Origin of the sequence: Streptococcus infantis (assembly GCF_047463315.1) — a bacterium.
Taxonomy (GTDB): Bacteria; Bacillota; Bacilli; order Lactobacillales; family Streptococcaceae; genus Streptococcus; species Streptococcus infantis_AB.
In genome coordinates, this window is sequence record NZ_JASHEB010000003.1 from 265,366 (window position 1) to 288,377 (window position 23,012).

Sequence of the window (23,012 nt, forward strand, 5' to 3'; positions counted from 1 at the left end):
AAATTTTTTCCTATTTTAATAAGCTCAAAAAGTCTGAAACTGGATCATTTGGAACCATTTGAGCAGTAAGTTTAACACCTTTTTCCGCCAATTTGCGGAAATCTTCCACGTCTTTATCAACTACGTTGATAGAACGAGTGATAGCACGTGTTTCTGGTGTTTGCGACATATTGCCGACATTGAGAGTTTCAAGCGGAACACCTGCTTCTACCAAACCAAGAAAACGGTCTGGTTTACGAGCCACGATAAAGAGACGTTGGCTGTCATATTTACCAGCAAGAAGATTCGCTGCCGCTTTTTCAACCGACAAGATACTAAGTTTTACACCTGGTGGTGTAGCAAGTTTCAAACCACTCTTTTCAATATCGTTGTTAACAACTTCGTCGTCTACAACCATAATGCGAGAAACATTTAGCTTCCCAGCCCAAAGATTGGCTACTTGACCGTGGATTAAACGTCCATCGATACGGCATCCTACTATTGTCATAAGTTTTCCCCCTTTATGTGTTTAAATGTAGGTTTACTAGTTAAATGTATGTGCTCTTTGTACTCCCCTTCAGTTTCAAAGATAATGATGCGGTTGGCACCCTCTTTGAGGTAACTATGTGGAATATAAAGAGATAGGGTCGGACCAACGTTCCAGAAGCGTCCTAGATGATGACCATTGACAAAGGCAATCCCTTTACCAAACTCAGAACAATCTAAATAGGTGTCCTTTGGAGTCTCAACTTCAAAGTCAAAGGCGTAAAAGGCTGGTTGCCCTTCTGTCCATCCTTTAGAAAAATCAATCTTCTCAGGATTATCTAATAGAAGTGGATAGTGTTCCCAGTTGAGCAAGAAATGCAAATCTTTACAAACACCTGTGCGAATCCCTTTTCGCTGTGTATCTGCTAAGAATTTGTGTCCATAGTTGACACGCCCCATATTTTCAATAAGGATGTCAAATCTAGAGAGCGTTTTCTTTTTACCTTGATAAAAGATATCTTCACCGATTTCTGTTTGGTACTGTGTTGCCACCCATTTACCATCGATAAAGAGTTGAGCTCTATCGCGTCCGTCAATGATTCGAATGCGTTCTTCATCCGCATCCCAACTTGCTTCCGTACGATAGAGTAGGTAGCCGTAACCTTGTCCCAGCTCTTCCATTTTCTTAGGGTAGAGACTTTCAATCGGACTTGTCAGGCTATCCAAGGTTTCGAAAAGAGAAACTTTCTCGACCAGTGGAATGTTTTCAACTTCCATACTCTCTTTGTAAAGCGGTTCAGATTGCGGATACTCAGGATAGTAAGTCGCCATCATTTCTTTCACTGCAAAATATTTAGCAGTTGGGTTTCCAGCTTCATCAAGAAGAGCGTCATAATCATAAGATGTTACTTGTGGTAAATCAATGGTTCCTCGAGCTGAACAACCATTCATAAAACCAAAGTTCGTTCCACCGTGGAACATGTAAAGGTTAATAGAGCCTTGCTCTAAAACCTCGTGGACAGCTTCTGCTAATTCCTCAGGTTCACGCTTGATGATTGGTTCTTTCCATCGATTAAACCAGCCATCCCAGAATTCCATACACATGAGTGGCCATTTCTTGCCGTGCTCATCAAAGAATTCTTGCATCTGTGAGAAATTATAAGTAGCCTTGGAACCAAAGTTCCCTGTCACAAAGAGATCATCCTCAATTAAGGTTCCAGCCTTAAGAGTTGCTCGCCATGGTCCATCTGATGTGAAAAGCGGACAAGTAACTGCTCGTTCTTCCATCAAACGTCGAATTTCCCTCAAGTAGGTCTTGTCCTCGCCATAGGATCCGTACTCATTTTCGACTTGCATCATGAGAATGTTCCCACCGTTTTCCAATAATCTCGGAACTAGACGTGGAAGCAACTGATCATAGTAGCGACCAACCATGTCAATGAAAGCCGGGTCAGATGACCGAATTCTCATATCCTTGGTCAAGAGCCATGCTGGTAAACCACCGAATTCCCACTCTGCACAGATAAATGGAGAAGGACGTACAATTGCATATAAGCCCAAATCTTGTGCAGTTTGAAGAAATCTCTCTAAATCAAGAGCACCTTCAAAATTAAAATGTCCTTCAACAGGTTCATGCATGTTCCAAGCGACGTAAGTCTCAACTGTATTGAAGCCTAATGCTTTGAGGTTGTACAATGAATGATGCCAATCTTCCGCAGGAACTCTAAAATAGTGAATGGCCCCAGACAAAATCTTGAATGGTTTCCCATCCAGATAGAAATCATCTTTAATTTCAAATCTTGCCATTCTTCCTCCCCTAAAAGCGAAAAGTTTGCGCTTTCATTTATTGTTATATCAACTATAAACCAATCGGGGAATAATGTCAATAGTTTTTGAAATTTTCTTTAAATTTTTTCTATTTTTTTACTGAATCTTTTCTAAAAATCTTCACAAATCCCATAAGATCAGCATTCTGGGCAACTAACTAAAACAAGAAGGAAATCACGAATTATTTATATCTATCCTAAATTCTTATTCCGATATTTTAATTTTTTTAAGTGCTTTTCAGCTATTTTTAAGAATTTATGTTAAAATGATAAGTGGAGAAGGAAAAAAATGAGGTGAAAATATGGCAATTCCAAAGTATCAATACATTAAAGATGAATTGAAAAATAAGATCATTTCTGGTCAATTTGCTAGTGGAGATAAGTTCTACACTGAGGCAGAATTGATTTCCATGTATGATGTTAGTTCAATCACAGTCGTTCGTGCCTTGAACGACCTTGCTAAAGATGGATATATTGTCCGCCAACAAGGTAAAGGAACTTTCGTAGCTCGTGCACGTAAACACAAACTCGTTGAATTTTCTGATGTGGAAATCTTTGAAACCAAAGATGATAAAGTAACTGTTCTTTCTATCGAACGTGGGAACGATCTTAAATATTTAGAAAAACTCGGCCTACGTGGCGATCAATTCTATTATAAGATTGAACGTGTTCGTGAAACAAATGGCGTTACCTATATCTATCACAATTCATATATTCCTGAACAATACATCAATGCCAACTATCCAAATCTTGAATACTATAGTTCTATCTATACTCGTTTCAAATTGGACTACCACATTCACATGAATGACGAGCATTTTGAAGAAATTAACGAAATTGTATTTCCGACTCCAAAACATGCCGCTTCTATTTTAGGAATCGACACTAAATTCCCAACTGTTTTCCAAACTAAGACAACTCAGCTTGAAGCAACTGGTCAAGTTTTGGAATACATCGAAACTTATAAACGTTCTGATTTCTACAAAATTAAATTCATTTCTTGTGACCGTGGTCACTAATTTATAAAAATCCTGAGGCAACTGTCTCAGGGTTTTTATATACCCATTATAGCATCAGCTCCCTTCCCTGGAAATAGCATTTCAAGCTATTCTATAATTAGTAACCTTTTTACTAAAAAATAGTCAAAATTAGAAAAATATATCTTAATTTATAAATTATTCTATTTTTTATAGTAATTTCCTCAAAAACTTGACTTTATTTTAGTTAGAACATAAAATAGAGTTAGTATGTGAAAACGCTATCAAAAATATAAAAGGGGAGGTTTTTTAATGAAACCAGAAAATAAACAGCGCTTCTCTATTCGTAAATATGCAGTCGGAGCGGCTTCTGTATTGATCGGCTTTGCCTTTCAGGCTCAAGCTGTTGCTGCTGACGGAGTCGTACCTACTCCAACAGAAAATCAGCCTGCTGCCCAAACTACTGGAGAAATCACTCCACCGACGAGTGAAGAAAAACTCGAGACTGCTCCAACAACAGAAAATGCTACTCCAGCTGCTCCAGTAGCAACTACTGAAGCTCCAAAAGTTGAAGTTGCTCCTGCACCTGCCGTAGCAGAGCCTGTCACAGCAGAAGAAACTCCAGCTAAATCAGAAGTAACTGAAGAAGCTAAGAAGACAGTATCTGAAAAAGAAGAAAACAAAGAAGTTGCTAAGGTCGAAGCACCCGCAGTCGCTACAGAACGAGCAGCTCAAGTGAATGAAAAACTGGCTAAAAAGAAAATTGTTTCTATCGATGCTGGACGTAAATACTTCTCTCCAGACCAACTGAAAGAAATCATCGACAAAGCAAAACACTATGGCTATACTGATCTTCACCTTTTAGTCGGAAATGATGGCTTGCGCTTCATGCTTGATGATATGTCTCTAACTGTAGGTGACAAAACTTACGCAAGCGATGATGTCAAACGTGCTGTTGAAAATGGAACCAATGCCTACTACAATGATCCAAACGGTAATCATCTAACTGAAAGTGAAATGACCGACTTGATTGGTTATGCTAAGAATAAAGGAATTGGACTTATCCCAACAGTCAATAGCCCAGGTCATATGGATGCTATCCTCAACGCCATGAAAGAACTTGGCATTGAAAAACCTAACTTTAACTACTTTGGTAAAGAATCAGAACGTACTGTTGACCTTGACAACGAAAAGGCTGTTGCCTTTACAAAAGCTTTGATTGATAAATACGCTGCTTACTTTGCTGGCAAGTCTGAAATCTTTAACATCGGTTTGGATGAGTATGCTAACGATGCTACTAATGCCAAAGGATGGAGTGTTCTTCAAGCCTATAAATGGTATCCAGAAGATGGTTTCCCAGACAAGGGTTATGATAAATTCATCGCCTATGCTAATGACCTAGCTCGTATCGTCAAATCTCACGGTCTGAAACCAATGGCTTTCAATGATGGTATCTACTATAATAGCGATACTACTTTTGGTACCTTTGATAAAGACATCATCGTGTCTATGTGGACCGGTGGCTGGGGCGGTTACGATGTCGCTTCTTCTAAACTACTAGTTGAAAAAGGACACGAAATCCTCAACACTAATGATGCTTGGTACTATGTTCTCGGCCGTAATGCTGATGGACAGGGTTGGTATAACCTAGACCAAGGTTTGAACGGTATTAAGAGCACACCGATTACTTCTGTTCCAAAAACTGAAGGTGCCGATATCCCTATCATCGGTGGTATGGTAGCTGCTTGGGCCGATACTCCATCTGCCCGCTACTCTCCATCCCGCCTCTTCAAACTCATGCGTCAATTCGCGAACTCAAATGCTGAATATTTCGCCGCTGACTACGAGTCTGCTGAACAAGCTCTTAAAGAAGTCCCAACAGACCTTAGTCGCTATACTGCAGAAAGTATTGCAGCCGTTAAAAAAGCTGAAAAAGCCATTCGTTCTCTTGATAGCAACCTTAGCCGTGCTGAACAAGATAGCATTGACCAAGCGATTGCAAAACTCCAAGAAGCTGTTAGCAACTTAACCTTCACACCAGAAGCTCAAAAAGAAGAAGATGCCAAACGTGAAGTTGAAAAACTTGCCAAAAACAAGGTTATCTCAATCGATGCTGGACGTAAATACTTCACTCTAGACCAACTCAAACGTATCGTAGATAAAGCCAGCGAACTTGGTTACTCTGACCTTCATCTCCTCCTTGGAAATGATGGACTTCGCTTCCTCTTGGATGACATGACAATCACTGCAAACGGCAAGACCTATGCAAGTGACGATGTAAAAAATGCCATCATTGAAGGAACAAAATCTTACTACGACGATCCAAATGGAACAACTTTGAACCAGGCTGAAATCACTGAACTCATCCAGTATGCTAAGGATAGAGGTATTGGAATCATCCCTGCTATCAACAGTCCTGGCCACATGGATGCTATGCTTGTCGCTATGGAAAAATTGGGCATTGCAAACCCTCAAGCTAACTTTGACAAGGTTTCAAAAACAACAATGGACCTTGAAAATGAAGAAGCAATGAACTTTACAAAAGCCCTTATCGGCAAATACATGGACTTCTTTGCAGGCAAGACTAAGATCTTTAACTATGGTACAGATGAGTATGCCAACGACGCTACTAACGCTCAAGGTTGGTACTACCTCAAGTGGTATGGACTCTATGGTAAGTTTGCAGATTATGCTAATGGTCTAGCTGCCATGGCTAAAGAAAAAGGTCTGCAACCAATGGCCTTTAACGATGGTTTCTACTATGAAGATAAGGACGATGTTGAGTTTGATAAAGATGTTATCATCTCTTACTGGTCTAAAGGTTGGTGGGGTTACAACCTTGCATCTCCTCAATATCTAGCAAGCAAGGGGTATAAGTTCCTTAACACTAACGGAGATTGGTACTATATCCTCGGTCAAAAACCTGAAGATGGTGGAGGCTTCCTCAAGAAAGCTATCGAAAACACTGAAAAAACTCCATTCAACCAGCTAGCTTCAACTAAATATCCTGAGGTTGATTTACCTACTGTTGGTAGTATGGTAGCTATCTGGGCAGATAGACCAAGCGCTGAGTACAAAGAAGAAGAAATCTTTGAGCTCATGACTGCATTTGCAGATCACAACAAAGAATACTTCCGTGCCGATTACAAGGCTCTACGCGAGGAACTTGCTCAAATCCCTGAGAACTTAGAAGGATATAGCACAGAAAGTCTCGATGCTCTCAAGGCTGCTAAAGAAGCACTGAACTACAATCTCAACCGTAATAAACAAGCTGAGTTGGATACACTTGTAGCTAGCCTCAAAGCAGCAAGACTTGGTCTCAAACCAGCTGCAACTCACTCAGGAAGCCTTGATGAAAATGAAGTTGCTGCCAACGTTGAAAACCGACCAGAGCTTATCACAAGAACGGAAGAAATCCCGTTTGAAACTGTCAAGAAGGAAAATCCTAACCTTCCAGCAGGACAAGAAAAAGTTGTCACTGAAGGTGCCAAAGGTGAACGTACAATCTACGTCTCAGTTACTACTGAAAATGGTAAGGAAACCGAAACAGTTCTTGAAAGCAAAGTCACAAAAGAAGCTATCAATCAAGTGGTTGAAGTTGGAACTCCTGTCACCCATGTCGGCGACGAAGAAGGAGTTGCTCCTGTTGCAGAAGAAAAACCACGTGTTGTGATCGAGGACGAAGAAATTTCGTTTACAACTATCACTCGTGAAACTGATGCCTTACCTAAGGGAGAAACTCGTATCGTAACTGAAGGTGTTAAGGGACGTCGTAGTCATTTCTATTCTGTGTCTACTGCTGCTGACGGAAGCGAAGTGAAAACATTGGTCACTAGTGTTGTTGCTCAAGAACCAGTTACTCAAATCATCGAAGTTGGGACTCTTGTAACACATGTGGGAGATGAAAAAGGAGTTGCTCCTGTTGCAGAAGAAAAACCACGTGTTGTGATCGAGGACGAAGAAATTCCGTTTACAACTATCACTCGTGAAACTGATGCCTTACCTAAGGGAGAAACTCGTGTCGTAACTGAAGGTGTTAAGGGGCGTCGTAGTCATTTCTACTCTGTGTCTACTGTTGCTGACGGAAGCGAAGTGAAAACATTGGTTACTAGTGTTGTCGCTCAAGAACCAGTTACTCAAATCATCGAAGTTGGGACTCTTGTAACACATGTGGGAGATGAAAAAGGTCTAGCTCCTGTTGCGGAAGAAAAACCAGCACTAGAGATTCCAAATATACCGGCTCCTATTGCAGAAGAAAAACCGAAATTAGAGATTCCAAGTAAACCAGCTCCAGCAACTGTTCCTGCTGAGGAAAACAAAGCTCTTCCTCAAGCCCCAGCTCCTGTGGCAAAAGAAAATAAACTTCCTGAGACAGGAAGCCAAGGTTCAGAATGGTTGATTGCTACTGGTCTTATGGCTGCACTCACAGCTTATGGACTTAGCAAGAAAAAAGATTAAGCATAAATAAAAAGCGAGATACAATCTCGCTTTTTTATTTTATGATTAGTCACCCAAACCAATGCGTTCGAAAATTTCATCCACTCGTTTGGTGTAGTAAGTTGGGTTGAAGATTTCATCGATTTCTTCTTGGGTAAGGCGTGATGTCACCTCTGGATCTGCTTCGAGAAGTGGTTTGAAGTCAACTTGGTTATCCCATGATTGAGCTGTCTTAGGTTGTACCAAGTCGTAAGCTTGCTCACGGGTCATACCTTTTTCAATCAAGGTAAGCATAGCACGTTGGCTAAAGATAAGACCAAACGTAGAATTCATGTTGCGGATCATGTTTTCTGGGAAGACTGTCAAGTTCTTGACGATGTTTCCGAAACGGTTGAGCATGTAGTCAATCAAGATAGTTGTATCTGGCGTGATGATACGCTCAGCTGACGAGTGAGAGATATCACGCTCATGCCAGAGAGCAACGTTTTCATAGGCTGTAATCATATGACCACGGATAACACGCGCAAGACCAGTCATGTTCTCAGAACCGATAGGGTTACGTTTGTGAGGCATTGCTGAAGAACCTTTTTGCCCTTTGGCAAAGAACTCTTCCACTTCACGTTGCTCTGATTTTTGCAAACCACGGATTTCCGTTGCCATACGTTCAATAGAAGTCGCGATGCTGGCAAGAACTGCAAAGTACTCAGCGTGAAGGTCACGAGGAAGCACCTGTGTAGAGATTTCTTGAGCACGGATACCCAATTTGTCGCAGACGTATTGCTCAACGAATGGCGGGATGTTGGCAAAGTTACCCACCGCACCAGAAATCTTACCAGCTTCTACGCCAGCTGCTGCATGCTCGAAACGCTCGATGTTACGTTTCATTTCGCTGTACCAAGTTGCCAACTTAAGACCAAAAGTTGTAGGTTCAGCGTGCACACCATGGGTACGACCCATCATGATGGTGAACTTGTGTTCTTTGGCTTTGTCAGCGATGATGTTGGTGAAGTTTTCAAGGTCACGACGAATGATGTCGTTGGCCTGCTTGTAAAGGTAACCGTAGGCCGTATCCACCACATCAGTAGAAGTCAAACCATAGTGGACCCACTTGCGTTCTTCACCAAGCGTCTCAGAAACCGCACGAGTGAAAGCCACCACATCATGACGAGTTTGCTGCTCAATCTCCAAAATACGGTCGATGTCAAAGTCCGCCTTCTCGCGAATCAAAGCCACATCTTCCTTAGGGATTTCCCCCAACTCAGCCCATGCCTCGTCAGCCAAGATTTCCACCTCAAGCCAAGCACGGTATTTATTTTCTTCAGTCCAAATGTTCGCCATTTCTGGGCGGCTATATCTATCAATCATGTTTTCTTTTCCTTTCTTTTGAGGTTCCACTTAAGTGAGGCGGACGTCAGCAGCTTCCTTTGGAATCTCATGACTAAATCTTGAGCCTAGAGTTTCAAGATTTCCGTCGCTTACGCTTTCCTCACAGCGTGAAACATCGGATGAGCAATCAATAGTCTCCTATTTTTTACTTTGTTTCCCTAAAACAACTGTAGCAACTAAAGGTACGACAACAGATACAATAACTCCTGCATGATTTTTTATCACTTTAATTGGTTTATTCATATTTTTCCCAATTTTATGTATTTGTTTCTTATCCATTTTCTACTTCCTTTAATAAATCCTGACCTGAAAATTCAATTGTAATAATGTCATCACCTGACAGTTCAATTGCTCCAATTTTTTCAATAAAATCATTTGGCTCTATACACCATTTTAATCTCTTCCTCTCCTCGGCACTTACTTCCTGTAATTCTAGTAGTTTAGAGACATATTCATGGTTATTCTCTATCAATGTCTTAATTGGTTCATATACACTGTCAATCAATATACTATTTCCTGTTAATGTGTACGTTTTTGCCAATAAATCACTTGCCTTCACAATATAAGAGAATTGATCATTTAATTCTATAAAGCTATTTGAAATTTCCTCATTAAATTTATCATCAATGGTCGATTTAAGAAGCAAAAATAATTTATTTTTAGGTATGGATAAATTTTTAGCTACAACCCCCTCAAATTCTTTTATAATAGATGCTCGTCCTTCGTTTAACTGATTAATTGCATTCAATAATAGATACTCTTTTTGAGGATTTTCATCACTCATTAATAATGCTTGCTCTATTGTACTTTCTGCACCTAATATTTTAGAGCGTCTATCGTCTTTTTGACCTTGTTTAATATCTACCGCAATCTGTTTCACTTCTGACAGCAATTGCCCCAGTTCATTTACTTTTTGAGTTTCTACCAACTGATTTACGTTTGACACAATTTTTTGTAAAGCCTCTGGATTATTTAATACAATTTTCTCAAGCCTAGCCATTGAAACAATCTCATTATTAGTACCTTTTGATACAAAATTTGGCAATAAAGATTTCATATCTGATGTTTTTTGAAAATTTATATCACCCCTGTTAAATCTATCTAGTTGATCTTTAGTAAATTTAACAACATACACTTCTTTAGGGTCAATATTCTGTTTCACTTCGTTATAGGTATTAACAATAGCCATAAAATAATTTCCGACATTTTCAAATGTCTTATTTTTGTTCTGAAAAAGCTTAATATCAAGTTGGCTTCTACTTTCTTGTTCTTCAATGAGGTTATTATTCTTTAATTTTAACTCTCCCATTTTTATCCCACCTTAAAATTCTCCAACCTCATCCGGCACATCACTAAACAAAGTCACATGTCCCATCTTGCGGTTGTGTTTCGCTTCTATTTTACCATACATGTGGAGGTGGGCGCTTGGATTTTCTGTGACATATTTTTCAGCAGCCTCAACATGCTGGCCGAGTACGTTGAGCATGACGGCAGGCGCATGTAGTTGGATAACTGGCAATGGTGCTCCGAGAACACCCAAAATATGCGTGTCAAACTGTGAAAAGTCACAAGCTTCAATCGAGTAGTGCCCTGAATTATGCGGACGTGGAGCAATTTCATTGACGATGATGTCATCAGCTGTCGCAAACATTTCTACACAGAGGGTACCAGACAGGTTAAGTTGCTCAGCAATTTTCACAGCCATCGCTTTAGCTTTCTCCGCTAGACTCTCAGAAATACGAGCTGGAACGATAGTCTTAGACAGGATGTTGTTGCGGTGGATATTTTCCTGAACGGGGAAAACCGTCACATCCTTACCATTCCCAGACACGATGACAGAAATCTCCAAGTCGAAATTGACAAATTCTTCCAAAACACAGTCAGCTGAATCCGCTAGTGCATAGGCTTCTTCTAAATCTTCCGCTGAGCGAATAACCTTTTGACCATGGCCATCGTAGCCACCTGTCGCAGTCTTGAGGACATAGTTTTTAGAAAGGTCGATATCCGCCAAGTCTTGGCTAGAAGTCACGACTTTGTAGGGTGCCACAGTGACTTGTGCCTTGTTTGAGAGAAAGTCCTTTTCAAAAATACGGTTTTGAGAAATGCGAAGCAGATCTGTCCCTTGTGGGAGTTGTCCATCCTTGATGACAGCATCCAAACCGTCAGCATCGACATTTTCGAATTCGTAAGTAAGAACATCACAGCGCTCTGCCAACTGACGAAGGGCGTCCACATCGTTATAAGGAGCCACGATGATTCCCGCCACGCGAGAGGCTGGGCAATCCGCCGCAGGATCCAGCACGATAACCTTGTGCCCCATATAAATGGCAGAAATAGCCATCATCTGACCCAGCTGACCGCCACCGATAATTCCGATTGTTTTAGATGAGCTCATTTGTCGACTCCTCTGCGATTTTTCCTTGCTCTTCTGCGAAATCAGCCAAAGCTGTCGCAATAGACGGATCCTCTACTGAAAGAAGACGAAGGGCAAAGAGGGCAGCGTTAGTCGCACCTGCTTCACCGATCGCCATAGTTGCGACTGGTACTCCACCTGGCATCTGAACGATTGAATAGAGTGAATCCACACCACTAAGGGCCCGTGACTTGACGGGCACACCAATAACTGGAAGTGTTGTTTTAGCAGCAACCATTCCCGGCAAGTGAGCTGCACCACCCGCACCTGCGATGATGAGCTTAATGCCACGGCTACGTGCTTCTTCGGCATGTTTGAACATGAGATCTGGTGTACGGTGAGCAGAGACAACTTTCTTTTCATAGTCTACACCGAAGCGGTCTAGGACTTCGGCTGTTTTTTGCATGGTGGCCCAGTCGGATTTTGAGCCCATGATGATGGAAATTACTGGTTTCATTTTTAATCCTTTTTCTTCCTTTTTTGATAATGGTCTTAGGTGGTGGGGACGGAAGCAAACCTTCGGTTTCATTCCTAAAATTTGAGCCTAAGTCTCAAATTTTCCCTAGACCAGAACAGAAATTGTTCTGGTCTTTTCACCACGGTGACCATTATCGGGTTTGGCGACTGCGTCGCCTTTTCTTATATCTTTATCTAATTGCCTTGCTACCGATATCTGTTCGGTAAAAGAGGCCTTCTGTGTTTTGGTTGTTGAGTTCCTTGTAGATAATGTTTTGACCGTCTTTGACGGTGTCTGCTGTTGTGACTAGCATATAGACACGTCCGCCGTTTGAGAGGAGATCTTGGCCATTTTCAGCGAATTTAGCACCGGCATAGTAAGTGATGATGTCACCGTCTGTCTTGGCTGGAAGCTTGACACCTTTTTCATAGTCTAGCGGGTAACCATTTGAGGCTACAACCACGCCCAGTGTCACACCCTTGTCCGTCCAAGTGATGGCCGGCTCTTTGCCATCCAAAATATCAGTAATATTTTGTGCAAAATCAGATGTCAAACGAGGCAAGATAATTTGTGTTTCAGGATCGCCAAAACGAGAGTTGAACTCTATGACTTTGGCCCCATCAGCTGTCAAGATAAGACCGGCATAAAGTACACCAAGATAAGGACGACCTTCTTTGATCATGCCTTCGAGGACTGGCTTGACAATGGTGTCAACCGCTGTGTCAACCACGCTCTGTGGCAAATGAGGAACTGGCGCATAGGCACCCATCCCACCAGTGTTAGGACCTTTGTCACCATCGTAGGCACGTTTGTGGTCCTGAGCCGTTGGCATGATGTAGAACTTATCCCCATTGACAAAGGCAAAGAGAGAGAACTCTTCCCCGTCAAGGAATTCCTCGATGACTACACGCGCACCTGAATCACCGAATTTATTGTCCAAAAGCATCTCGTGAGCAGCTTCGACGGCTTGCTCAACTGTCTCCGCAACGACGACACCTTTCCCAAGGGCCAGACCGTCTGCCTTGACGACGATTGGAGCGCCTTTTTCTTCGATGTAGGCCTTGGCTTCCTCGAAATTTGAAAATGTGCCATAGACTGCCGTTGGAACGTCGTATTTGACCATGATTTCCTTAGCAAAATCCTTAGACCACTCCAGCTCAGCTGCAGATTTAGTCGGGCCAAAAGCTTTGAGACCAGCTGCATTGAAATCATCCACGATTCCAGCCGCAAGAGCATCATCTGGACCAATGAAGGTCCAAGCAATGTCATTTGCTTTTGCAAAGTCAATCAACTTAGAATGTTCGGAAATAGAGATATTTACCAAATCAAGTCCATCTAAGGTCATCCCGTCATTCCCAGGAGCCACGAAAACTTGCTCAACGTCTTTAGACTCCAACAACTTTTTGGCAATCGCATGCTCACGACCACCTGAGCCGACAACTAACAGTTTCATCTCTTAACCTCTTTTGCGAATTATTTACTAACATTATATCATAAACGTTCGTTTTAATCTTGTTTCGTTAAGCTTTTTTAAGCAAAAAAGGAAAGAAACTGTTTTCTTCCCTTTCATTTTCTTAATGTCTAAAATGTCTCACACCTGTGAAGATCATTGTCAAACCATGTTTATCAGCTGCTTCAATCGACTCTTGGTCACGTACTGATCCACCTGGTTGGATGATGGCTTTAATACCTGCCTTAGCGATTTCTTCCACGTTATCTGCAAATGGGAAGAAGGCATCCGAAGCAAGGACAGCGCCATCCAGACGGTCTTTAGCCTGATCAATGGCGATACGGACAGAGGCCACACGGTTGGTTTGACCAGGGCCAACACCAAGTGTCATGTGGTCGTTGGTCACGATGATTCCGTTTGATTTGACGTACTTGATAGCCTTCCAAGCAAACTCAAGAGCTGTCGCTTCTGTTTCAGTTGGTTGGCGTTTAGTAACCACTTGCCAGTCAGATGGACTTTCTTTAACCACGTCTTGGTTTTGCACAAGGAGTCCACCGACAACACCTGTGTATTCTGCTTCTACTTCGCTAGCGTCTTGGGCATCAAATGGCAAGGCAAGAATGCGCAAGTTTTTCTTTTTGTTGGTCAAAATAGCTAGCGCTTCATCTGTATAGCTTGGTGCGATGATGATTTCAAGGAAAACGCCGTGCATCTTCTCAGCTGTCGCAGCATCCACCTCACGGTTGAGAACGACAATTCCACCAAAAATAGACACTGGGTCAGACTCATAAGCGTAGTCCCAAGCAGTTTCGATATCATCAGCTTGACCTATACCGCACGGGTTCATGTGTTTCAAAGCCACAACGGTTGGACGTTCTTTGAAATCGCGAATAATACGGATAGCAGCATCAGCATCGCGGATATTGTTGAAGGATAATTCCTTACCGTTGAGCTGTTTAGCAGATGCTATGGAGTAATCCGTTGGCAAGGCTTTTTGATAGAAATCGGCATCTTGTTGAGGATTTTCACCGTAACGCATTGGTTGTTTAAGGTCATAAGTCAGAGTGAGTTTTTCAGGTTTTGCTTCACCCACTTGAGCTGTGAAGTATTCTGCAATCAAGGCGTCATAAGCCGCTGTGTGACGGAAAACCTTGGCTGCCAAACCTTGACGAGTTTCGTAAGTCGTTTCACCATTGACTGACAACTCGTCCAAAACCACTGCATAGTCAGCAGGGTCTACAACAACGGTCACGCTAGCGTGGTTTTTAGCTGCTGAACGAAGCATGGATGGACCACCGATATCGATGTTTTCAACGGCATCCGCATAAGTCACGTCTGGTTTAAGAATGGTTTCCTTGAATGGGTAAAGGTTGACCACAACAAGGTCGATCAATTCAATCTTATTGTCCTTTGCAGCCTCTAGGTGGCTATCGAGGTCACGACGAGCGAGGAGACCACCGTGAATATTTGGATGGAGAGTCTTGACACGGCCGTCCATCATTTCTGGGAAACCAGTCACATCGTCAATGGCAATGGTATCAACACCAGCATTATCAAGGGCAACTTTAGTACCACCAGTTGAGATGATGTCCCAACCAAGTTTTTTGAGTTCTTGGGCAAATTCTACAATGCCCGCTTTATCTGAGACTGAAATAAGTGCTCGTTTAGTCATGTTCTTTCTTTTCCTTTTTAAAAAAGTTCTTTCTTTGCTACAGTGCTACAGTCGAAAATTCCCTTTCAGCTCGAGGGTTTCCTTATTTTCGTGCAACTCCCAAACTATCCAAGACTTCTGGATAGAGTTTGTACTCTGTTTCGTGGATGCGAGTCTCGAAAGTATCAAGGGTATCCTCTTCAAGGCGTGGCACACGGACTTGTTTAATTACCTTACCGGTATCCACACCAGAGTCCACCCAGTGAATAGTCACGCCAGACTGGTCCACACCTGCATTCCAAGCATCCTCAATACCATGAGCGCCTGGAAATTCAGGGAGAAAAGCTGGGTGAATATTGATGATACGGCCTTCATAAGCTGCTAGCAAGGTTGGACCGACGATTTTCATATAGCCTGCCAGACAAACCAAGTCAATCTGGTGCTCATCCAAAAGTTCGACGATGGCACTTTCGTAGTATGCCTTGTTTTCAAACTCTTTGAGTTCAAAAGCATAGGTTAAAACACCGAGCTTTTCGGCACGTTCTAAGACATAGGCATTCCGGTGATCTGAAAAGACAAATTCTACTGGAAATTGTTCCGCAATCACCTGAAAGTTTGAGCCGTTGCCAGAGGCAAATACAGCAATCCTTTTAGTCATTATTTAATCACCACACTTGCGCCATCTTTCTTCACAATTCGACCGATTTCATAAACAGGTTCATCAAGAAGCTCTTTGACACGTTCCACATGTTCTGGTTTAACCGCAAGCATGAGACCAATCCCCATGTTGAAGATTTCAAACATTTCTTCGTGCTTGATTTGACCATATTTTTCAAGGGCTTTAAAAATTGGAAGGACTGGAACCTTGCTTTCATCAATTTCAGCAGCCAAATCATCTGAGAACATCCGTGGTACATTTTCGATGAACCCACCACCTGTGATGTGGGCAATACCGTTAACCAATTCTTCTTTGATGAGTGGCAAAGCTGCTTTAACGTAGATACGAGTTGGTTCAAGAAGAACGTCTTTAAGTTTTTTGCCTTCAAGTTCTGGGAGAACTTCTTCACCTGTGTAATCAGCAAAGACACGACGCACGAGTGAGTAACCATTTGAGTGGATACCGCTTGAGGCAAGTCCAAGAAGCACATCACCTTCAGCCACTTTTGAACCGTCAATGATTTGAGATTTTTCTGCGATACCTACCGCGAAACCTGCCAAATCATAGTCGTCTTCACCATACATACCAGGCATTTCAGCAGTTTCCCCACCGATGAGGGCCGCACCTGCTTGTACACAACCTTCGGCCACACCAGCAACCACTTGTTCTAGCTTAGCTGGTTCATTTTTTCCAGTCGCCACATAATCTAGGAAGTAAAGAGGTTCAGCACCTGCAGCAATGATATCGTTAACACACATAGCCACACAGTCTTGACCGATAGTATCGTGTTTGTCGTACTTGATAGCAAGCATGAGCTTGGTTCCAACACCGTCAGTTCCTGAAATCAAAACTGGCTCTTTAACACCTGTTTTTGAAAGGTCAAACATACCACCGAAACCACCAAGAGCTCCCATAACACCCGCACGCTCCGTACGTGCCACATGTTTTTTGATGCGTTCAACAACTTCATAACCCGCTTCAACATCCACACCAGACTGCGCATAAGCATTTTTATTCGTCATTTTATTCATTCCTTTTCTTTAATCGAGAGTCTTTAGCCGTCTATTTGTAAAAACTGATCTTGTCATCCAAACTTCTACGATATTCTTCTTCATAGTCATAGAGAGGAGTTGGATATTTCCCATCAAAGTAAGCCACACAGAGACCGCCATTTGGCGCATCTGTTTCGATGCCGATAGAATCAATCAAGCCATCAATCGAAAGATAGGTCAGGCTATCCGCACCAATGATTTGGCGAGTCTCTTCGACCGTATGATTGGCCGCAATCAGCTCCTGACGTGTCTGAATATCAATCCCGTAAAAACATGGATAGGCAAGAGCAGGACTCCCGATGGCAACGTGTACTTCTGATGCCCCCGCTTCTTTCAAAAGTTGGACAATGCGACGAGATGTCGTGCCTCGTACAATCGAGTCATCAATCATGACAACGCGTTTGCCTTTAACGACACCAGAAACAGCAGATAACTTCATCCGAACCCCTTGCTCGCGTAATTCTTGAGTCGGCTGGATAAAGGTCCGTTGCGTATATTGGTTCTTGATGAGCCCCATTTCATTTGGCAAACCTGATTCTTCCGCAAAGCCCATGGCTGCACTAAGTGAAGAGTTAGGTACACCGACCACAATATCTGCTTCATGTTTGAACTCACGTGCCAGTTGAGCCCCCATTCTCTTACGAGCCGTATGGACATTGACACCGTGGATGTTGGAGTCAGGACGTGCGAAGTAGATATACTCCATGGAACAGATAGCCAACTGAGTATCGTTTGTATAGCTGTCATACTGGATGCCATTGTCATCAATAATGACAATCTCGCCTGGTTTTACGTCGCGAATCCACTCAGCACCGATTACTTCAAAGGCACAGGTTTCAGATGAAACCACTACTGCTCCATTAGCCATTTTCCCGATTGACAGAGGACGGAAGCCATTTGGGTCAAGCGCTGCAATTAACTTATCTTCAAACATCAAGAGATAAGCAAAACCACCTTTAACAAGACTGAGTGCTTCCTTGATTTTACCCATCAGGTTTGGATTGTGGCTACGGCGAATAAGGTGAGCCAAGATTTCAGAGTCAGAGGTTGAGCTGAAAATCGCTCCTCTTTGTTCCAATTCTTGCTTGAGCGATTCTGCATTGGTCAGATTCCCATTATGAGCCAAACCAAACTGCATGTCGTGAAAGCGGAAGAGGAAAGGTTGGATATTATCTACAGAAGCTTCTCCCGCAGTCGCATAACGCACGTGCCCAATCGCTCCAGTTCCTGTCAATTTATCCAAATTCGCAGGATTTTTGAAGACTTCTGATAATAGCCCCATATCACGATGACGCTTCAATTTCCCTTGATCATTGGAGAGGATTCCTGCCCCCTCCTGACCACGGTGCTGAAGACTATGGAGTCCAAAATAGGTCAATTTGGCAGCGTCTGGGTGACCCCAGATACCAAAAACACCACATTCTTCATTAAGAGATTTTACTTCGTATGTCATTTTATATACCTAATTTTTATTTGTGTATCATTCCTTAACGATACTAGAACGGAATGATACGGCAGAAGCTCGTTTCACTCGCAACAATAAATCATTTGCAATTGTCGTAAGTTAGATTTACTTGATTTTACATTTACTGATGGTTATCTATTAGAAAATCTGCAAAGCCTATTTCCCAGTAAAGTATTTAACCGCTGATGCAAAGAGATATTGGTCTTTATTCCCTGGAATATTTTGGAAAAGACCGTCTTCGAAACGTTCTGAGTGACCCATCTTACCAATAATTTGACCGTTCTTGCTGGTGATACCTTCGATAGCATTCACAGATCCGTTAGGATTGTATTTAGAATCCATGCTTGGTTTTCCTTCGAAGTCAACATATTGGCTAAAGATTTGACCATTATCACGAAGCTCCGCAAATTCCTCAGCTGTCACGACAAACTTACCTTCACCGTGTGATACTGGGATGGCATGGATGTCACCAACTTTCACGCCAGCAAGCCATGGTGAGTTCGTGTTGGCAATCCGTGTTTCAACCATCTTAGCCACGTGTTGGTTGGCATCATTGTAGAAGAGGGTTGGACTAGTACTGCTTGCATCTTCAAAGTTCCCATATGGAAGAAGACCTGATTTGACAAGAGCTTGGAATCCATTACAGATACCGATAATCAAACCTCCGCGTTCGATGAAGCTATCAATGGCTGCACGTACTTTTTCGTTAAGCAAGATATTCACGATAAATTTAGCTGATCCATCGGGTTCGTCAGCGGCTGAGAAGCCACCTGCAAAGAAGATAATGTTAGCTTTTCCGATATTGTCAACCATGGTGTCAACAGACTTGACAATAGCTTCTTCATTCAGTGTTACAAATGGTACCAAGTTGACTTTTGCACCTTCTTTTTCAAAGGCCTTAGCTGAATCGTACTCAGAGTTAGTACCTGGGAATACTGGGATGTAAACCACTGGTGTCTCAACTGTTTCTTTGGCTTTGATCACAGCATCTGATGCCACAGCAGGTACTTCTTCCAACTCAGTTGCTTGTGCAAATTCCGTTGGGTAAACCTCTTCCAATTTACCTTGGAAGGCACTGTCAAGTTTGTGTCCATCAAGCGTTACACCATTGACAGTAAGTGTAAAGTCAGCTGTTGTTTGTCCAATCTTGGCAACACCTGAAATCTCTTCAGGTGAAGTGAAGATGAATCCACCCAATTGGGCTGTCAAGCTGCTGTCAAGGTCAGCTAATTGAACAGTGGCACCGATATGGTTCCCAAATGTTGCAAGGGCAAGAGCTTCAACGACACCACCATATTTGACAGCTGATGCAGCTGTCACTTTGTGGTCAGCTTGGATGGCTTCAAATTGAGCAAAGTTAGACTTGATAAGATCAAAGTCAATTTCTTGTGCCAAAGCTTGACCTGGGATATAATAGATATTTTCACCAGCAACCTTAAATTCTGGAGAAAGAACCTTACGGCTATCTGCAGTTGTGACACCAAAAGCAACCAAGGTTGGTGGTACTGTCAATTCTTCAAATGTACCAGACATAGAGTCTTTACCACCGATAGATGGCAAACCAAGTTGAATCTGAGCTTCAATGGATCCAAGAAGAGCAGCTACGGGTTGGCCAAAACGCTCTGCTTGTTTATCCATACGCTCGAAGTATTCTTGATAAGAGAAACGAGCCTTAGACCAGTTTGCACCAGCAGCAACCAAACGAGCGGTTGCTTCGATGACCGCATAAGCAGCACCATGATATGGAGACCATTCTGCTACATAAGGGTTGAACCCTTGCGCCATAACAGAAGCAGTTGTTGTCACACCATGTTGGACTGGCAATTTCTGAACAGAAGCTTCAGTTGGTGTGATTTGGTAGCGACCTCCTAGTGGGTGATTGACTGTTGAACGTCCAACTGAACTATCAAAGATGGTTTGTAGCCCTTTTTGACTGGCATGGTTAAGGTCAGCCAAAACTTCAAGAGTATCAGCTTCAAGGGTTGCAGCCGATGTTTGGCGTTCTTCTGGAAGCTTGACATCCTTGTCAACTACCTTAGCATCTACGACGACACGTACCCCGTTTGTATCAAGGAAACGACGTTCCAAATCGACGATGGTTTCACCATTCCAGTGCATAACAAGATTTGGTTTTTCAGTCACTGTCGCAACGACAACCGCGTCAATATTTTCTTTGTTACATGTTGCAATGAAGGCATCTACATCTTCTGGATGAACCACTACAGCCATACGTTCCTGAGATTCAGAAATGGCAATTTCGGTACCGTTCAATCCTTGGTATTTCAATGGCACTTTGTCTAGATCAATTTCAAGACCATCTGCCAATTCACCGATAGCCACACAGACACCACCAGCACCAAAGTCATTTGATTTCTTGATAAGACGTGTCACTTCCCCATTACGGAAAAGACGTTGAATCTTACGTTCTTCGATGGCATTCCCTTTTTGAACCTCAGCACCAGCTGTTTCAACAGATTCAACCGTTTGAACTTTAGAAGAACCTGTCGCACCACCGACACCATCACGTCCAGTCTTACCTCCGAGCAAGATAATCACATCACCTGCTTCAGGTTTTTCACGGACCACATTTTCCTTGGGAGCCGCACCGACCACGGCACCTAGCTCCATACGCTTAGCAACAAAACCTGGGTGGAAGTATTCACGAACATAAGTTGTTGCAAGACCAATTTGGTTACCATATGAAGAATAACCGTGAGCCGCTGTTTTAGAAATGACTTGTTGTGGCAATTTACCAGCACGAGTCGCTGAAATTGGAGCTGTAATATCGCCAGCACCTGAGATACGCATGGCTTGGTAAACGTAGGAACGCCCTGACAATGGGTCACGAATGGCACCACCGATACAAGTAGCCGCTCCACCAAATGGTTCGATCTCCGTTGGGTGGTTATGAGTTTCGTTTTTGAACATGAGAAGCCATGGTTCTTTCACACCGTTGACATCTACTTCAATTTCAACGGAGCAGGCATTGATTTCATCAGACACTTCCATGTCATCCAAACGACCATTGGCACGCTCATAACGACCAAAAATAGTCGCCATATCCATCAAGGTTTGAGGTTTTTCTGTACGTCCCAACTCATCACGCATGGCGATATATTTGTCATAAGTCGCTTGCAATTGTTTTTGGAATTTAGAAGCTGAGAAGTCGATGTTTTTCAACTCAGTCTCGAAAGTGGTGTGACGGCAGTGGTCAGACCAGTAAGTATCCAACACCTTCAACTCAGTCTCAGTTGGAACACGTCCAATAGAATTGAAGTAATCTTGAATGAAGAGAAGATCATCCACTTCCATGGCCAATCCTTGCTCTGTCTTATACTGTGCAAAATCTTCCGCTGTATAAGTTTCAAAGAAATCCAAATTTGGAATGGTCTTGTCAGACTCAGAGAAATCCTGTTTCGCAATACCAACAGTGATGTCTTTGAAACGAGAGTCCACTGGATTCAAGAGGTAGTTTTTAACAGCTTCCAACTCATTCGCATCAATATCCTTGTTAACCAAGTACAATTGTGCTGTGTTCACCGTTACATCATTTGAACTACCAAGCAACAGCAAAGCTTCCTGTGAAGATGCCGCACGTTGGTCAAATTGTCCAGGCAAACTTTCGATCGCAAAGAAAGCATGCTTCTCAAGATCAGCCTGAACCGCAGCTTCATCCAAAACAGTATCGGTCACTTGCTCAGAGAAGATATGTTTTTCCGCACGCGCAAACAAGTCCTCTGCCAAACCAAAAACATCGTAAACTTGAACAATACGAAGATCATTCAAAGTTTTTAACTGAAGATTATGCTGTAATTCTTTTACTAAAGAGTCCGATTTCACACGAAAATCAGCTTTTTTCTCAACGAAAATACGTTTATCCATTTTATTTCCTTTATCTATTTCTACTTAAAGATTGTAGTGAAGACCAAGTATTCTATTTGTAAAAGGCTACTTCAATCCTTGCAATTTTTCCAATACAACTTCATAAACATCTGTCAAGCTACCAAGATCACGACGGAAGACATCCTTGTCCATATGGTGCCCTTCAACATCCCAAAGGCGGCAGTTATCTGGTGAGAATTCGTCTGCCAAGATAATTTTGCCATCCTTATCAAAGCCAAATTCCAATTTGAAATCAATCAAACGAAGACCAATTTGTGCAAACCAATCTTTCAGCAATTCATTGATACGACGTGTTTCTTCCTTGATATAAGCAATTTGCTCATCATTGGCAATATCCAAGAACTTCACATGCTCATCATTGATGAATGGATCATCCAAATCATCGTTTTTGTAGTAAAATTCAACGATTGGAGTTTTCAAGTCCAAACCTTCTTCAACACCGAAACGTTTTGAGAAAGAACCCGCAGTCACGTTACGAAGCACAACCTCCAAAGGAATGATTTTCACTTTCTTGTTGAGTTGTTCTGTGTCAGAAATACGTTCGATAAAGTGAGTAGCCACACCCGCAGCATTCAATTTTTCAAAAATAAGAGACGAAATCTGATTATTGAGCACACCTTTGCCTTCGATGGTCTCTTTACGAGCACCATTCAGCATGGTAGCCTGGTCCTTATAAACGGACCTAATCACATGTTCGTCTTCTGTAGTATAGATATCTTTAGCTTTTCCCGTATAAATAAGTTTACTGGACATTTTATTATTCGCCTTTCGTATTACTTGGCCTCATTCTAACACAAAAACGAGCATAAATCAAATGTTTTACGAACGTAAACGTATTCTTCTCTCTAAAACGTTTAGAAAAAATCAAATCA

The 23,012-nt window shown here is 42.3% G+C and carries 16 protein-coding genes; 2 read left to right on the forward strand and 14 right to left on the reverse strand.

What is annotated here, in order from left to right:
* Positions 1 to 10: 10 nt before the first annotated feature.
* Complete coding sequence (locus QM857_RS04995) at positions 11 to 487, reverse strand: PTS sugar transporter subunit IIB (RefSeq protein ID WP_178894414.1); 477 nt, start codon at positions 485 to 487, stop codon at positions 11 to 13.
* Entirely contained in the window at positions 484 to 2,271 is a 1,788-nt protein-coding gene (locus tag QM857_RS05000) for a glycoside hydrolase family 35 protein (RefSeq protein ID WP_414275256.1), read from the reverse strand. The genes QM857_RS04995 and QM857_RS05000 overlap by 4 nt, the downstream gene beginning before the upstream one ends.
* 322 nt (positions 2,272 to 2,593) lie before the next feature.
* On the opposite strand from QM857_RS05000, the gene QM857_RS05005 reads away from it, so the two are divergent.
* Positions 2,594 to 3,310 carry a GntR family transcriptional regulator gene (locus QM857_RS05005; RefSeq protein ID WP_006153065.1) on the forward strand — a complete coding sequence of 239 codons (717 nt, stop codon included), beginning with the start codon at positions 2,594 to 2,596 and terminating at the stop codon, positions 3,308 to 3,310.
* 270 nt (positions 3,311 to 3,580) lie between these two features.
* Complete coding sequence (locus tag QM857_RS05010; RefSeq protein ID WP_414275257.1) at positions 3,581 to 7,726, forward strand: family 20 glycosylhydrolase; 4,146 nt, start codon at positions 3,581 to 3,583, stop codon at positions 7,724 to 7,726.
* A gap of 45 nt (positions 7,727 to 7,771) precedes the next feature.
* Here QM857_RS05010 and purB read toward each other — a convergent pair whose 3' ends face one another.
* The 12 genes from purB to purC form a co-directional block, all read right to left on the reverse strand.
* A complete protein-coding gene (gene purB / locus QM857_RS05015; RefSeq protein ID WP_414275258.1) occupies positions 7,772 to 9,070 on the reverse strand; it encodes an adenylosuccinate lyase in 1,299 nt (432 codons plus the stop codon).
* A 159-nt stretch (positions 9,071 to 9,229) separates the two neighbouring features.
* Complete coding sequence (locus QM857_RS05020; protein WP_414275259.1) at positions 9,230 to 9,370, reverse strand: hypothetical protein; 141 nt, start codon at positions 9,368 to 9,370, stop codon at positions 9,230 to 9,232.
* On the reverse strand, positions 9,363 to 10,400 hold the full coding sequence (locus QM857_RS05025) for a hypothetical protein (protein ID WP_414275260.1): 1,038 nt from the start codon (positions 10,398 to 10,400) through the stop codon (positions 9,363 to 9,365). Before QM857_RS05025 ends, QM857_RS05020 begins: the two co-directional genes overlap by 8 nt.
* Before the next feature lie 12 nt (positions 10,401 to 10,412).
* Complete coding sequence (gene purK / locus QM857_RS05030) at positions 10,413 to 11,486, reverse strand: 5-(carboxyamino)imidazole ribonucleotide synthase (RefSeq protein WP_414275261.1); 1,074 nt, start codon at positions 11,484 to 11,486, stop codon at positions 10,413 to 10,415.
* Positions 11,473 to 11,961 (reverse strand): 5-(carboxyamino)imidazole ribonucleotide mutase, encoded by a 489-nt coding sequence (gene purE, locus QM857_RS05035; RefSeq protein ID WP_414275262.1) that lies wholly within the window; start codon positions 11,959 to 11,961, stop codon positions 11,473 to 11,475. The genes purK and purE overlap by 14 nt, the downstream gene beginning before the upstream one ends.
* A 190-nt stretch (positions 11,962 to 12,151) precedes the next feature.
* The gene (purD, locus tag QM857_RS05040; protein ID WP_414275263.1) at positions 12,152 to 13,414 is read right to left on the reverse strand and encodes a phosphoribosylamine--glycine ligase; all 1,263 of its coding nucleotides are present in this window, start codon (positions 13,412 to 13,414) and stop codon (positions 12,152 to 12,154) included.
* Positions 13,415 to 13,535: 121 nt separating this feature from the next.
* Complete coding sequence (gene purH / locus QM857_RS05045) at positions 13,536 to 15,083, reverse strand: bifunctional phosphoribosylaminoimidazolecarboxamide formyltransferase/IMP cyclohydrolase (RefSeq protein ID WP_414275264.1); 1,548 nt, start codon at positions 15,081 to 15,083, stop codon at positions 13,536 to 13,538.
* A gap of 82 nt (positions 15,084 to 15,165) precedes the next feature.
* On the reverse strand, positions 15,166 to 15,720 hold the full coding sequence (gene purN, locus QM857_RS05050) for a phosphoribosylglycinamide formyltransferase (RefSeq protein WP_414275265.1): 555 nt from the start codon (positions 15,718 to 15,720) through the stop codon (positions 15,166 to 15,168).
* Positions 15,720 to 16,742, reverse strand: a complete 1,023-nt coding sequence (gene purM, locus QM857_RS05055; RefSeq protein WP_414275266.1) for a phosphoribosylformylglycinamidine cyclo-ligase — start codon at positions 16,740 to 16,742, stop codon at positions 15,720 to 15,722. The genes purN and purM overlap by 1 nt, the downstream gene beginning before the upstream one ends.
* 40 nt (positions 16,743 to 16,782) lie before the next feature.
* Positions 16,783 to 18,225, reverse strand: coding sequence for an amidophosphoribosyltransferase (gene purF / locus QM857_RS05060; protein ID WP_414275267.1), 1,443 nt, complete (start codon positions 18,223 to 18,225; stop codon positions 16,783 to 16,785).
* A 168-nt stretch (positions 18,226 to 18,393) separates the two neighbouring features.
* Positions 18,394 to 22,119, reverse strand: a complete 3,726-nt coding sequence (locus QM857_RS05065) for a phosphoribosylformylglycinamidine synthase (protein WP_414275268.1) — start codon at positions 22,117 to 22,119, stop codon at positions 18,394 to 18,396.
* A 66-nt stretch (positions 22,120 to 22,185) separates the two neighbouring features.
* On the reverse strand, positions 22,186 to 22,893 hold the full coding sequence (gene purC / locus QM857_RS05070) for a phosphoribosylaminoimidazolesuccinocarboxamide synthase (RefSeq protein ID WP_414275269.1): 708 nt from the start codon (positions 22,891 to 22,893) through the stop codon (positions 22,186 to 22,188).
* Positions 22,894 to 23,012 lie beyond the last annotated feature (119 nt).